Source organism: Cognatiyoonia sp. IB215182 (genome assembly GCF_033963905.1).
Lineage (GTDB): Bacteria > Pseudomonadota > Alphaproteobacteria > Rhodobacterales > Rhodobacteraceae > Yoonia.
Genome location: NZ_JAXBMB010000006.1, coordinates 14308 through 27191, shown reverse-complemented (window position 1 = coordinate 27191; position 12884 = coordinate 14308). Strand labels below are relative to the sequence as shown.

Genomic DNA, 12884 nt, shown 5'->3' with positions numbered 1-12884 from the left:
AACAGTGTCGCGCTGGGTAATGGCTCGATGGACGACAGACAACTTTCCTTTGAAACCGACATGGTCGGTCTGGACACCAATGCGTGGCTGGCCGAGTTGGACGGGTTGTGTGACGATCTGGGTTTCTTTGAACAATTGGGTAGCAGCCATTTCGCGGGCTTTCTTGAGGCCGGTAACGATCTTCTGGTGACATTCGAGACCGTTGATCAGGCGCGCCTGCACAACGTCGATTCCGAGCCGCGCGGCTTTGCCTATGCGCGCCATGACGGCTGGTCGCATCTCTGCCTTTTGTCGATGGGCGAAAGCTGGTTCCGCGACAAGGCCGTTTGCGACTTTTTCGACCGTTTGGTAGATGACGGGTTTTTCGAAGATTTTGAGCGGATCATCTTTTACGGCGCGAACGGCGCGGGTTATGCAGCAGCTGCCTTTTCCGTCGCCGCGCCTGGTGCGACCGTCATTGCGTTACGTCCGCAAGCAACACTTGATGCACGTTTGACCGGGTGGGACCCACGTTTTAAGGCAGCGCGCAAGCAAAGTTTTAGAGGGCGCTATGGTTACGCCCCCGAGATGATTGATGGCGCGCAAAGCGTCTTCATCGTCTACGACCCGGTGCAGCGGCTCGACGCGGCCCATGCGGCGTTGTTCCATAAGCCTCACGTAACGCCACTGCCCTGCCCGCTTCTGGGAAAGGAAATCGACCGCGCCTTTGACCGGATGGGCATTCATGACGTGATGCTGAAACTCGCCATGGAAGGCGCGCTTGACGGCAAGCGCTTCACGCAACTTCTGCGCGCGCGGCGCTATGACCAGACTTATGTCCGCACCCTGGTCAACTGGCTGATGATGAATGAACACCGCAAACTGGCGGTGATCTTGTGCGACTACATGCTGCAACGCGGGCAGGATAAGTTCTTTGCCGAAACACGCGCCGCCTTGCTCACCAGTGATGAGGCGTACAGGCGGCCAGAAAATCCTTAGAGATAGTAGATGTCGCGGTAGACGTGCCGCACGATGTCTTCACGGGCAATACCGATATCAGCAAGCTCACGGTCCGAGCGTTTCTGCAGTTCATAAACGGCTGCGCTGCGGTTCTGCGCTTCCGAAAGCCGGGCGAAAAACGCGAGGACGGCTGCAGAGAACGCAGCAAAGAAGGCGGGGCGGTCCTGTGCCGCAGGTGTGTCAGAGAAAAAGGCCATGATACTGTTCCATTGGGGGAGTGATTGTTTCCACCCTTTAAAATAAGCTGGAATTTTAGCGCTAACACGCACAATGCTGCATTGCCGCATTGCGCGGTTTGCATGGCCTGATCGGGGACCTATTCTGCGGCGTTGCGCTCGGCCATCACTTTCTTGACGGCCTCAACGATCCGGCTGCCGAAATAGCCCAGAATACCACCTGCGATAATCCAGAATGGCGTGCCGCTCACCAAAATGGCGGAGGCGACGCCAGCCGCCAGCAAGGCAATCATGAACGCGACAAGCGGGCGCTCGTCAGCTTCGATTGTGATGTGATTGCCAAGCGCTTTAACAATCGGGTCCACCAAAGGGCCGCCGATCAAAGGTGTAAAGAACCCGGCAGCAATTGCGATGAGAAAGCCCAACATATGATCTCTCCGGTCGTGGCATGGTGATGCCTCTAAATATCGGTGGAGTGCAGGCCATCTGCAAGGGCCTTCACAAGGGCTATGGCGTCTGCCCGCTCAAGCGTGTAATCGGGCCACATGCCCGATCGCACCATTACCGAACTCACGATCCGCCGCCCGGATGACTGGCACTTGCACTTACGAGACGGCGCGATGTTGCGCGCTGTTCTGCCGGAAACGACCCGCCACTTTGCCCGCGCCATCGTCATGCCCAACCTTGTGCCGCCCGTTGTCACAAGCACCCATGCGATGGAGTACCGCGCACGGATCCTTGCGGCTTTGCCCGAAGGTGCCAAGTTCACCCCGCTCATGACGCTCTACCTGACGGAAGAGACAGAGCCTGCGGATGTGCGCACCGCTTTTGAGGCGGGGATTGCGACGGCCGTTAAGCTCTACCCCGCCGGGGCCACAACCAATTCCGCCTCTGGCGTGCGGGATTTCGACAAGGTGCGCCCGGTGCTTGAGACCATGGCCGAGATCGGCATGCCACTTTGTGTCCATGGCGAGGTGACGGATTCGGATATCGATATCTTTGACCGCGAGGCCGTTTTCATCGACAAGATCTTGAGACCCTTGCGCAAAAAGGTGCCCGACCTGCGCGTTGTGATGGAGCATGTGACCACGTCAGACGCCGTCGATTACGTGCGCGACAGCCACAAAAACATGGCGGCGACCATCACAACCCATCACCTGATCATCAACCGCAATCATATCCTTGCAGGCGGCATCAAGCCACATTTCTACTGCTTGCCCGTGGCGAAGCGCGAGGCGCATCGGGTCGCTTTGGTGCAGGCCGCGATCTCTGGCGACAAGCGCTTCTTCCTGGGCACCGACAGCGCACCGCATACCGACCCAAACAAGCTACAGGCCTGCGGCTGCGCTGGCATCTTTACCGCCCCCAACACCATGTCCTGCTTGGCGGAGGTGTTTGACGTAGCCGGAAAACTGAAGAAGCTCGAAGCCTTCACGTCCCTGAACGGCCCGAATTTCTACAGGCTGCCACCCAATGAAGACACAATCACGCTGATCAAGGGTGATCCTGTTCGCTACCCCGACCAGATCCCGACAGAAGACGGGCCCGTAACCGTTTTTGATCCTGGCTTTGACCTGCATTGGCGCGTCGAAGGATAAGAAAGGCCCGATATGATCCCGACCTCCTTTCCCACCAAAGAGGAAATTGCCCGCCTCACGGCCAGCATGCTGATTGAAATTGGGGCAGTTGACTTTAACGCCAATGAACCGTTCACGCTGGCCTCGGGCAAGCAGGCGCCCACTTACGTCGATTGCCGCAAGATCATCAGCTTTCCCCGCGTCCGCGCGACCCTGATGGATTTCATGGCCGTCACGATCATGCGTGAAGCAGGGTTTGAGGCCTTCGACAACGTCGCTGGAGGAGAGACGGCGGGTATCCCTTTTGCGGCAATGGTGGCCGAGCGTCTGGCGCTGCCGATGACCTATGTGCGCAAGAAACCCAAAGGGTATGGGCGCAATGCACGGATCGAAGGTGTGATGCGCGAGGGAGAGCGTGTGATCTTGGTGGAGGATCTGACGACCGATGGCGGCTCAAAACTCTCCTTCGTGGATGCGATCCGCGAGACAGGGGCGACCTGCAGCGCGACCGCGGTGATCTTCTATTACGGCATTTTCGAAGGTGTGGAGAAAACGCTGTCAGATCATGGGGTGCAACTGATTTCGCTTTGCACCTGGTGGGATGTGATCGCCGCTGCCAAGGCCCAAGGCGCCTACGATGCAACGACGCTGTCAGCGGTTGAGGCCTATCTGAACAATCCCGCCGATTGGCAGCCTGCTTAACCAATCGGTCAAAAAACTTTTCCACCGCCCTGTGAACAACCTGTCCCTCAGAATCGGCGTGTGCGGGCCGATCTTGTGATTCTTTCCCCTTCCCTCGCAAATTGTGGTAGGCGTCGGGTCAGAGCAGAAAAATCCACAGACTTATCCCGCAGGCCATCCCCAATCATATCCTGATGGTGCGGCACGCAAACGACCTGTTAACAGGACCGCCAGGATGGGTGAGACAAAAATGAACGAAGTAACAGCATTCAACGCAACCGGCGTGGAAGAAGCCGCGACGGATCTGATGCCGCATTCCATTGAGGCTGAACAGCAGCTTCTCGGTGCGATTCTGACAAACAACGATGTGTTTGACCGCGTCGCCTCCATCGTCGGGCCGCAGCACTTTTACGACCCCGTCCATGCCCGGATTTTTGAGACCGCCGCCAGCCGGATTGCCAAGAATGCGCTCGCCAGTCCTGTGACGCTTAAGACCTTTCTCGAGGATGATGCCGGTCTCGCTGAACTTGGTGGCCCGCCTTACCTTGCGCGGCTGGCCGGTGCGGCCATTTCGGCATTTGCCGCCCGCGATTATGCGCAGATGATTTATGATCTGTCGGTCCGTCGCGAACTTATCCAGGTCGGACGCAACATCGCCGACAAGGCTGCGAAAGTGGATGTCGAAAGCGAACCAAAGGAGCAGATCGTCGAGGCAGAGCAGGCGCTATATGCTTTGGCTGAGGAAGGCACCTCTGATCAAGGCTTCCAGTCTTTCCTGCGCGCCGTCACCGACGCGGTGAATGTCGCAAATGCCGCCTATCAACGTGACGGGGGGCTTGCCGGTGTCTCAACCGGGCTAGTTGATATGGACAAAAAGCTGGGCGGTCTGCACAAATCCGACCTTTTGATCCTGGCCGGGCGTCCATCGATGGGCAAAACCTCTCTGGCAACAAACATCGCGTTCAACATCGCCAAAGCCTACCAGAAAGGCATTTTGCCCGATGGCAGTGAGGGCGCGGTGAATGGTGGTGTCGTCGGGTTCTACAGCCTTGAGATGAGCGCCGAGCAGCTTGCCGCACGGATTCTGTCAGAGGCATCCGAGGTGCCATCGGAACAGATCCGGCGCGGCGACATGACCGAGGCTGAGTTCCGCCGCTTTGTCGAAGCCGCAAAAAGTCTTGAGGCCTGCCCGCTTTTCATCGACGACACTCCTGCACTGCCCATTGCGCAGCTTGCGGCACGCGCACGTCGTTTGAAACGCACCCACGGGCTGGATGTTTTGATGGTCGATTACCTGCAGCTTGTGCGCGGCACGGGTCGCTCCGAAAACCGCGTCAACGAGATCAGTGAAATCACAATGGGCCTCAAGGCCATCGCCAAGGAACTCGACATTCCCGTCATCGCGCTCTCGCAGCTGTCACGTCAGGTCGAGGCGCGTGATGATAAGCGCCCGCAGCTCTCCGACCTGCGCGAATCCGGCTCGATTGAGCAGGATGCCGATGTTGTCATGTTCGTCTTCCGCGAAGAATACTACAAAGAGCGCGAAAAGCCGGGCGATCACGAGATGGAAAAGATGGCCCAGTGGCAGGAAGAGATGGAGCGCCTGCACGGCAAAGCCGAGGTCATCATCGGCAAACAGCGCCACGGGCCGATTGGTACCGTCGAACTCAGCTTCGAGGGCCGGTTCACGAGATTCGGCAACCTGGTGAAGCCCTGGCAGAGCGCGGATGATCAGCAGTTCTGAAACCACAGGATATAGCCTGATTAGGCAAAAAACGGCCTAAATATAGCCTCATTCTCGCCTCTTTTTGTACAGGTTTTGCCACTTTTTATTCACATTTCGTTCATCTGCCGATAATCTGATCTTAAGACTTATGGTTAATGGTGGCGCCATGTTGAGTTACGAGTTTGATATTTATTACGCCGATCCGGCTGATGCCGCCTCTCATTCCGCCAAAGGTTTGACCCTGGATGGTCAGCGTCGATCAGATGCAATTATTGCCCTGTTCCGCGATCAGGAAACCACCGACGCGGTCACGGCCTCTCCTCCGATTGTGCGGTTGTTTCTTGAAGAAACCGGGTTCGGTTTCTCCAATGCTGCAATGGCAACGCAGTCAGGATATGTCCCCGCCACGGACGACGAAACGCGCCGCGATCTTGTCGATCAGCTAACGCAGACCCTGTCGAACCGTGCCTTGAAAAAGGCGCTTAGCCGCGTGGCGCGTCAAAGCGAATTTGACGTTGTCGCTTTCATCGCTTCGGTCGTCGCGGCGGACGCTGACGGGGACATGAATGATGCCCATGTGATCCCGCAAGCCAAGGTGACCCCACGTCGGCCCGACCAGTTGCGCTGCAATGGCATCAAAAGCAGGATGCGCCCGAACTGAAGCCTTGCTCGCGTTGGTCGGACAAGGCGTAGGCGCTGCCGGCAATCGGTCCGGCGGTGTGAAAGAGGGAGTCCGTTCACTCCTGGCCTTGGCGGCTGTTGCCACATCCTCTTACACATGAAAGCTTTAAGCTGCCGGCAGTCAACGAATTCCAATTGCTTGAATTCAAACGCCCGAAGACGCTGAGAAAGCTGCCTAGACGCAAAGGTAGCGAGGTGCGCCTCTGATAAAGCAAGTCCGTTCGCCTTCCATGCCATCTGCCTTAAATGCTTGACCTAGAGTAACTCCAATAGGCTACGCAAGGTGCCGTTGGAGGAAAGCCCATGCGAATCAATGAAGCCTCTGCCCGGTCGGGACTGACACAAGACACGATCCGCTTTTATGAGAAGTCCGGCATGCTGGCACCGATCCGGCGCGATGCTCGCGGTTGGCGCGTGTTCAACGCCGATGATGTGAACTGGTTGACGACGCTTGAACGTTTGCGCGCGACGGGCATGCCGCTGGATGACGTCAAACGGTTTGCGCTCTCAGCGCATGCCTCCAACCGCGAAGCGCCCGAAGAACGCGCCAAACGTCTCGCACTTCTTGAAAAACATGCGATCACCCTCGCCCACAGGCAGGCCGAACTTGAGGCCTGCAAGCATTTTCTCGATCACAAGATCAACATCTACCGGACATCACTGGAGGTGACACATGGCTGACTTTAAAAACGTCTCTGCCAAACCGACCTTGGGCCTTGGCTGCTGGGCCATCGGTGGTCCGTTCTTTTCCAACGGACTGGCCGTGGGCTGGGGCGAGGTTGACGATGCGGTCTCAAAAGCGGCCATCGCCACAGCCCTGGAGCATGGCATTATGCATTTCGACACAGCACAGGCCTATGGATGCGGGCATTCCGAAATCGTATTGGGTGAGGCACTGGGGGACCATCCCGATATCGCCGTTGCCACCAAGATCGGGTTGGAGATCAACACCGAGACCAAGGAATTGATCGGCCCAATCAATGACCCGGAGTTCATTCGGCAGAGCATTGATGTATCGCGGAAAAGACTGAAACGCGACCGGATTGATCTGGTTCTGCACCACAACAATGAATTGCCCATCGCCGATGCCGAGCCGACTTTTGATATGCTCGCCACACTTTATGATCAGGGCGTTATCGGAGCCTATGGCTGGTCTACCGATGTGCCGGAAAGCGCTCGCGCCTTTGCCGATCACCCCGGCTTCACGACTATCGAGCACGCCATGAACGTCTTTCGCCCGGCCGATCAGATTGTCCCGGTTATCGAAGAACTTAACCTGCTGTCGCTGATCCGGTCCCCACTTGCCATGGGTGTGCTGGGCGGCAAATACGACGCGAAGACGCAATTCAGCAAAGACGAGATCCGGGGCAGCAATCCCGGCTGGCAGGATTACTTCAAGGACGGGAAAATCACTGATCATTATCTTGCACAACTCGACACAGCACGCGAAATCCTGACCCAGAATGGGCGCAGCCTAGCACAAGGCGCGCTTGCCTGGCTCTGGGCGCGGACGCCGAATGCAATACCGATCCCCGGGTTCCGCACACCTGAACAGGTGATCGATCTCTGTGGCGCTCTCGAAAAAGGGCCGCTTGGCGCCGCCGAAATGGCTGAGATTGATGCCGTTCTGGAAAGATGAGCGCGCCCCGCTCATAAAGTTCAAAAAATCTGCGAATAAACCAGCAGGCTTATGCGTAAGAGGGATACAGGCGTTGTGCATTGCGCGCGCCTACAACCCGTCAGGAGCCTGCAATGATCCATATTTCTATCCCCAGCATCGCCAGCGCCTGTTGTCGCTACGCCTTTGGCTCTGCGAATACGGCGGCTGTCGCCTGTGCAACCCCGGCACCACCTCGCGAGCGCATTGGTTAGGCGACCATGGCTATTGCATCGGTCATGGGCACACAGGACGCGGCACGATACCGCGAAGTGCGAAATCAACCCATTGAAAGCCGCGGCAAAATCGCCGATGGTGGATCGAATTTGACGTCCGTCCCTGTCCCACAGCCCTGCGATACGATGACCCCCGACCAGTTCAAGACAGAAATGATCGGTCTTCTCCCGCGGCTGCGCCGGTTCGCGGTGTCGCTGACACGATCGGGGCCTGACGCAGATGACCTCTTGCAAGAGGCCTGCACAACCGCGCTGCAGAAATGGCAGCAATACGACCCATCACAACCCTTTGATCGGTGGATGTTCCGGGTCGTGCGCAATCTGTGGATCAGCGAAGTACGCAAGCGCAAGGTACGTCAGGGCGAGGGCCAGATCGACGCCGAAGAGGCACATGAATTGCAGACGCCCGGCTCCGCAGAGGAAACACTGACTGCACAGCAGGTCCGCAAGAAGGTCGCTGACCTTGATGAGGACCTCGCACAACCGCTCATGCTCGTCTGCGCAGAAGGTTACAGCTACAAAGAAGTGTCAGAGCTCCTAAGTATACCGATAGGCACGGTGATGAGCCGCATCCATCGCGCGCGCAAATTACTTGTGTCACGTTTATCAGTTGAGGAGAGTTTGCAGCAATGACAGACTTTTCGATCAAATTGAGTGCCTATCTGGATGGCGAGTTGGACGCGGCTGAAACGGCCGAGGTGGAAGCGCGCCTCGAATCTGACCCGCAGGCCCGCGTTGAGCTTGACGACCTCATCCAGGCCGATGCGTTCGCGCAAGAAGAGTTTGAGAAGATGCTGGATGAGCCGGTGCCGTTTGCATTGGCCCAGCAGATCAAGAATACGCCGCTTGAACCTAAAGTCGCCCCCGCCCGCCCGATCTGGGGCACATTGGCGGCAAGCCTTGTTGTGTTCGTCCTCGGCGGGGCGAGCGGGTTCTTGCTGCGTGGCGAACCGGCACCTGTCCAGACTGCAGGGTGGCTGGCGGATATCGCTGATTATCACGAGGTTTATGCCAGCCAGGGCCGCCATCTGGTTGAGGTTGGCGCCGAGGAGTCCGATCACATCGAAACGTGGCTGGGCAACACGATTGGCACACCGTTCAGCATTCCGGATCTCAGCGCATATGGCCTAACCTTCGAAGGCGGGCGCCTGCTCGTCGCAAACGCTAAGCCTGTGGCGCAATTGATGTACCGTCTTGAGGACGGCACTGTTGTGGCGCTCTGCTTGCAGCAAAGCAGCCGGCCAAACCCGGACACACTGGAATTCCGCGAGCAGACGATCAATGGCTTCGATTTCGTATCCTGGACAGCCAATGGCGCCGATTATGTGGTTATCGGCCCCGGCGGTCAGCCAGGCCTGACGGATATGGCGGCCACTGCTGCATTAGAAATCTGATTTGTCTCGCCGATCCTTAGTCTCCCTGTGAGGCATGGATGCGTAAACTGCCAACAATTTCTAAGTGTTCGTGGTCTAATTGCGCGTGGCAAAATACTGCGCCACAGGGCAAATACGCTGGCGAAGCAACACCCCTCTCTTAACCGTTTCCACTGGCGCGTTAACCTCTTGCCGCCCCCGCGACACCCTGCCAAAAGGTGGCCATGAGCACCGGACGCCTGACCATCGACCTTGACGCAGTTGTCGCCAATTGGCGCGCATTGGACGACATGACAGGCTGCAAAACGGCGGCCGTTGTGAAGGCTGACGGATACGGACTTGGGGCCGCGAATGTCGCCAAGGCCCTATTCAAGGCCGGCGTGCGCCAGTTTTTCGTGGCCGTGGCGGAAGAGGCGATTGCCATCCGCGAAGAGCTCGGGGCAAAGCCGGATATCAGCGTCTTTTCGGGGCATATGAAGGGCGATACTGACCTCATCCGCGATCTGCGACTGACACCCATGCTCAACTCAGTCGAACAGTTGACCCACCATTTCGAAACCCTGCCCGGCCACCCTTTTGGCATCCAGCTTGATACCGGCATGAATCGCCTCGGCATGGAGGCACAGGAATGGGCTGCCGTGGCCGAGCTAGCCTTATCGCAAAACCCCACACTGGTCATGTCGCATCTGGCCTGCGCGGATGAACCTGACCACCCGATGAACCCGCATCAGCTTGAAAACTTTCGACAAATGACCGACGGCATCCATGTGACCCGGTCATTGGCGGCAACGGGCGGCATCCTTCTTGGCCCCGATTACCACTTTGATTTGACGCGTCCCGGCATCGGTCTTTACGGCGGCTTGCCGTTCGAGAAGGCCGCCGCCACGGTCGAACTTGATCTGCCCGTCATCCAGATCCGTGACCTGGCCGAAGGTGAGGTTGTGGGCTACGGTAATAGCTGGCAGGCGGAACGCCCCAGCCGGGTGGCCACCGTTTCGGGTGGTTATGCCGATGGCATCTTCCGCATCTTGTCGGACAAAGCGACGCTTTATCACGGCGACCAGCCTTGCAAGGTGATCGGACGCGTCTCCATGGACCTTCTGACCGTCGATGTCACCGACCTGACCGAGGCCCCCACAAAGCTGACCCTGATCGGGCGTCAGCAAACGGTCGACGACCTGGCCGGTCAGGCCCAAACCATCGGCTACGAGGTCCTCACGCAGCTTGGCGGTCGCTACAATCGCAAGACCTTTGGCAAGTGAGACTTGCAATGGCAGTTAAGAATTGCCACGTAACACTCAGACTTGTTTAAGGTTTCTTATGTTAAACGTCCTGCGCATCGCGAACCTCTCTCTGTTAATACTTTTCCCCATCGCCTGGTTCGCCCCACTCATGCGCGCAGGGCTCTTGCCGCTTTTCGGGCTGAATGAAATTAGCGTTATAACCGGCATGCAGGCGCTTTGGGAAAGTGATGTGGCACTGGCTTTGCTGGTCACCGCTTTCGCGCTTTTTGCGCCCTATCTGAAGACAATTGGTATTGCGCTGATCCACTTTAACTTATTGAGAAGAAAGGCTTTACCGGCGCTCTCCTGGCTTGGAAAGCTCGCCATGGCGGATGTCTTTCTCATTGCGCTTTACATCGTCGTTGTCAAAGGTATCGGCTTTGGCAAGGTCGAGACCGCATGGGGCCTGTACCTGTTTACGGCCTGCATTTTGGCGTCCATCGTGATCTCAACGCTGACGGCAAAACAAAAAACCTGACCATTGCGGCGCGCGCCGAACCGGTCCAAAAGGTGAACATGGCCAAAGACCTTTCCTATTCCTGCAGCGCCTGCGGCGCGAGTTTCGGCAAGTGGTCCGGTCGGTGTGATAGCTGCGGGGCCTGGAACACCATCAGTGAGGACAAGGCGCTCGCCTCTGGCCCCAAGGGCAAGACCTTGGGTGCGACCCGCGGCAAGACCATCGCATTGACTGATCTGGAAACACAGGAACAGGAGCCACCCCGGACGGAGGCGGGCGTGGGCGAGTTGGATCGGGTGCTGGGCGGCGGTTTGGTCAAAGCCTCGGCCCTCCTGGTGGGCGGCGATCCAGGGATCGGCAAATCCACCCTACTTTTGCAGGCGGCCGCAAGATTTGCCCGTAACGGACTGAAAGTCATTTATATTTCAGGCGAAGAGTCAAACGCACAGGTTCAAATGCGTGCCCGACGTCTAGGGCTGGAAAAAAGCCCGGTGATGCTCGCCTCCGAGACGAACTTACGCGATATCCTGACAACGCTAGAGGCCGAAAAGCCTGACTTGGCCATCATCGACTCGATCCAGACCATGTGGGCGGACAACGTGGACAGCGCACCGGGCAGCGTCAGCCAGGTGCGGTCTTCTGCCCATGAATTGACGACTTTTGCCAAGCGTAACGGAATGGCCGTGGTCATGGTGGGGCACGTGACCAAGGAAGGCGCTATCGCCGGTCCGCGCGTTGTCGAACACATGGTCGACACGGTGCTTTATTTCGAAGGAGAGCGCGGGCACCAGTTCCGTATCCTCCGCTCTGTCAAAAACCGTTTCGGCCCTGCAGATGAGATCGGCGTGTTCGAAATGACCGGCAAAGGACTGGCCGAAGTCAAAAACCCCTCCGCCCTGTTCCTCTCCGAACGCGGCACCCCTGCCCCCGGTTCAGTCGTGTTCGCGGGCCTCGAAGGCACCCGCACCATGCTGTGCGAGATCCAGGCACTTGTGGCACCTTCGCCACACAGCCAACCGCGCCGATCCGTCGTCGGATGGGATGGCGGGCGGCTTGCGATGATCCTCGCGGTGCTCGAATCCCGTTGCGGCGTGCCATTTGTCGGATTGGACGTATATCTCAACGTAGCAGGGGGTTTGCGCATCTCTGAACCGGCCGCAGACCTTGCTGTGGCGGCCGCACTCGTCTCTGCCCGCGAGGATGCCGCGCTGCCTGCCGATGCCGTTGTTTTCGGGGAAATCAGCCTTTCCGGTGCGTTGCGTCCTGTTGTTCAGACCGAAAATAGATTGAAAGAAGCCCAGAAACTTGGTTTTACCAATGCGATCATGCCGCAACAGGCCAAACAGCCGGCGGTGACTGGCTTGGGGCTGCGTGTTGCGGTTGACCTTGCCGGGTTTGTCGAAGAGGTATTCGGCGCGAGATAAGCGCCCGAGGGCAGGAGACGCATTATGGAAGGCTTCACACTTGTCGACGCAGGCGTCGCCATCATCATATTGCTGTCGGGGGTGCTGGCCTATAGCCGCGGTTTCGTGCGCGAAGCGATGGCGATTGTCGGCTGGATCGGGGCTACGATTGTCGCATTTATCTTTGCCGATCAGGTCGAACCGCTGGTGCGGCAAATCCCCGTAGTGGGTGATTTCATCGGCGACAGTTGTGAGCTTGCGATTATCGCGGCCTTCGCGGCGGTCTTTGCGGTCGCTCTGGTTGTCGTGTCAATCTTCACGCCGCTCTTTTCAAGTGTCGTGCAACGTTCGGCGCTTGGCGGCGTCGATCAGGCGCTTGGGTTCTTCTTTGGTGTTCTCCGGGGCATCCTCCTGATTGCTGTGGCGTTTTTCGTCTACGAGACGGTGTTTGCGACGCAGGCTTTTGCCGAGATTGATGACAGCCGCTCGGCCCAGGTTTTCGCCCAGATCACCGGCCAGATCGAAGAACAGGACCCCGAACAAGCGCTGGGTTGGATCACCGAGCAGTATCAGCAGCTGGTCGGCAATTGCGGCGCGCCGACACAGTAAAGCAATTTCTGTCACAGAAATTGCCC

Annotated in this window: 15 protein-coding genes; 13 read left to right on the top strand and 2 right to left on the bottom strand. The window is 57.8% G+C overall.

The genetic code is table 11. The features are described from left to right. Nucleotides 1-27: 27 nt before the first annotated feature. On the top strand, nt 28-978 hold the full coding sequence (locus SLH47_RS12960; protein WP_320239976.1) for a phosphoadenosine phosphosulfate reductase: 951 nt from the start codon (nt 28-30) through the stop codon (nt 976-978). Here the strand turns inward: SLH47_RS12960 and SLH47_RS12955 are convergent. Continuing rightward, entirely contained in the window at nt 975-1196 is a 222-nt protein-coding gene (locus SLH47_RS12955) for a DUF1127 domain-containing protein (RefSeq protein ID WP_320239975.1), read from the bottom strand. The genes SLH47_RS12960 and SLH47_RS12955 overlap by 4 nt on opposite strands. Nucleotides 1197-1315: 119 nt before the next feature. Further along, nucleotides 1316-1603, bottom strand: coding sequence for a hypothetical protein (locus SLH47_RS12950; protein ID WP_320239974.1), 288 nt, complete (start codon nt 1601-1603; stop codon nt 1316-1318). 117 nt (nt 1604-1720) lie between these two features. On the opposite strand from SLH47_RS12950, the gene pyrC reads away from it, so the two are divergent. From pyrC to SLH47_RS12890, 12 genes are all read left to right on the top strand, one after another. Further along, complete coding sequence (gene pyrC, locus SLH47_RS12945; RefSeq protein ID WP_320239973.1) at nt 1721-2773, top strand: dihydroorotase; 1053 nt, start codon at nt 1721-1723, stop codon at nt 2771-2773. A gap of 12 nt (nt 2774-2785) precedes the next feature. Continuing rightward, nucleotides 2786-3454 carry an orotate phosphoribosyltransferase gene (locus tag SLH47_RS12940; protein WP_320239972.1) on the top strand — a complete coding sequence of 223 codons (669 nt, stop codon included), beginning with the start codon at nt 2786-2788 and terminating at the stop codon, nt 3452-3454. A 229-nt stretch (nt 3455-3683) separates the two neighbouring features. Further along, nucleotides 3684-5177: a replicative DNA helicase gene (locus SLH47_RS12935; protein WP_320240372.1), complete on the top strand. Its 1494-nt coding sequence runs from the start codon at nt 3684-3686 to the stop codon at nt 5175-5177. Between the two features lie 148 nt (nt 5178-5325). Continuing rightward, nucleotides 5326-5820 carry a hypothetical protein gene (locus SLH47_RS12930; RefSeq protein ID WP_320239971.1) on the top strand — a complete coding sequence of 165 codons (495 nt, stop codon included), beginning with the start codon at nt 5326-5328 and terminating at the stop codon, nt 5818-5820. Nucleotides 5821-6143: 323 nt separating this feature from the next. Further along, nucleotides 6144-6521: a MerR family transcriptional regulator gene (locus SLH47_RS12925; RefSeq protein ID WP_320239970.1), complete on the top strand. Its 378-nt coding sequence runs from the start codon at nt 6144-6146 to the stop codon at nt 6519-6521. After that, complete coding sequence (locus tag SLH47_RS12920; protein WP_320239969.1) at nt 6514-7479, top strand: aldo/keto reductase; 966 nt, start codon at nt 6514-6516, stop codon at nt 7477-7479. Before SLH47_RS12925 ends, SLH47_RS12920 begins: the two co-directional genes overlap by 8 nt. Nucleotides 7480-7718: 239 nt before the next feature. Continuing rightward, entirely contained in the window at nt 7719-8366 is a 648-nt protein-coding gene (locus SLH47_RS12915; RefSeq protein WP_320239968.1) for an RNA polymerase sigma factor, read from the top strand. Further along, a complete protein-coding gene (locus SLH47_RS12910) occupies nt 8363-9127 on the top strand; it encodes an anti-sigma factor (protein WP_320239967.1) in 765 nt (254 codons plus the stop codon). Before SLH47_RS12915 ends, SLH47_RS12910 begins: the two co-directional genes overlap by 4 nt. Nucleotides 9128-9330: 203 nt before the next feature. Beyond that, on the top strand, nt 9331-10368 hold the full coding sequence (alr, locus tag SLH47_RS12905; protein WP_320239966.1) for an alanine racemase: 1038 nt from the start codon (nt 9331-9333) through the stop codon (nt 10366-10368). 58 nt (nt 10369-10426) lie between these two features. Beyond that, nucleotides 10427-10867 (top strand): paraquat-inducible protein A, encoded by a 441-nt coding sequence (locus SLH47_RS12900; protein WP_320239965.1) that lies wholly within the window; start codon nt 10427-10429, stop codon nt 10865-10867. A 38-nt stretch (nt 10868-10905) separates the two neighbouring features. Next, the gene (gene radA, locus SLH47_RS12895) at nt 10906-12270 is read left to right on the top strand and encodes a DNA repair protein RadA (RefSeq protein ID WP_320240371.1); all 1365 of its coding nucleotides are present in this window, start codon (nt 10906-10908) and stop codon (nt 12268-12270) included. Between the two features lie 24 nt (nt 12271-12294). Next, the gene (locus tag SLH47_RS12890; RefSeq protein WP_320239964.1) at nt 12295-12858 is read left to right on the top strand and encodes a CvpA family protein; all 564 of its coding nucleotides are present in this window, start codon (nt 12295-12297) and stop codon (nt 12856-12858) included. Nucleotides 12859-12884 lie beyond the last annotated feature (26 nt).

Excerpts from the sequence above, each read along its gene's own strand:
- SLH47_RS12925 (WP_320239970.1), top strand. The coding sequence starts at position 6,144 with ATGCGAATCAATGAAGCCTCTGCCCGGTCGGGACTGACACAAGACACG.
- SLH47_RS12955 (WP_320239975.1), bottom strand. The coding sequence starts at position 1,196 with ATGGCCTTTTTCTCTGACACACCTGCGGCACAGGACCGCCCCGCCTTC.
- pyrC (WP_320239973.1), top strand. The coding sequence starts at position 1,721 with ATGCCCGATCGCACCATTACCGAACTCACGATCCGCCGCCCGGATGAC.
- SLH47_RS12920 (WP_320239969.1), top strand. The coding sequence starts at position 6,514 with ATGGCTGACTTTAAAAACGTCTCTGCCAAACCGACCTTGGGCCTTGGC.
- SLH47_RS12910 (WP_320239967.1), top strand. The coding sequence starts at position 8,363 with ATGACAGACTTTTCGATCAAATTGAGTGCCTATCTGGATGGCGAGTTG.
- SLH47_RS12890 (WP_320239964.1), top strand. The coding sequence starts at position 12,295 with ATGGAAGGCTTCACACTTGTCGACGCAGGCGTCGCCATCATCATATTG.
- SLH47_RS12950 (WP_320239974.1), bottom strand. The coding sequence starts at position 1,603 with ATGTTGGGCTTTCTCATCGCAATTGCTGCCGGGTTCTTTACACCTTTG.
- SLH47_RS12930 (WP_320239971.1), top strand. The coding sequence starts at position 5,326 with ATGTTGAGTTACGAGTTTGATATTTATTACGCCGATCCGGCTGATGCC.
- SLH47_RS12960 (WP_320239976.1), top strand. The coding sequence starts at position 28 with ATGGACGACAGACAACTTTCCTTTGAAACCGACATGGTCGGTCTGGAC.
- radA (WP_320240371.1), top strand. The coding sequence starts at position 10,906 with ATGGCCAAAGACCTTTCCTATTCCTGCAGCGCCTGCGGCGCGAGTTTC.
- SLH47_RS12900 (WP_320239965.1), top strand. The coding sequence starts at position 10,427 with ATGTTAAACGTCCTGCGCATCGCGAACCTCTCTCTGTTAATACTTTTC.
- SLH47_RS12940 (WP_320239972.1), top strand. The coding sequence starts at position 2,786 with ATGATCCCGACCTCCTTTCCCACCAAAGAGGAAATTGCCCGCCTCACG.
- SLH47_RS12915 (WP_320239968.1), top strand. The coding sequence starts at position 7,719 with ATGGCTATTGCATCGGTCATGGGCACACAGGACGCGGCACGATACCGC.
- alr (WP_320239966.1), top strand. The coding sequence starts at position 9,331 with ATGAGCACCGGACGCCTGACCATCGACCTTGACGCAGTTGTCGCCAAT.
- SLH47_RS12935 (WP_320240372.1), top strand. The coding sequence starts at position 3,684 with ATGAACGAAGTAACAGCATTCAACGCAACCGGCGTGGAAGAAGCCGCG.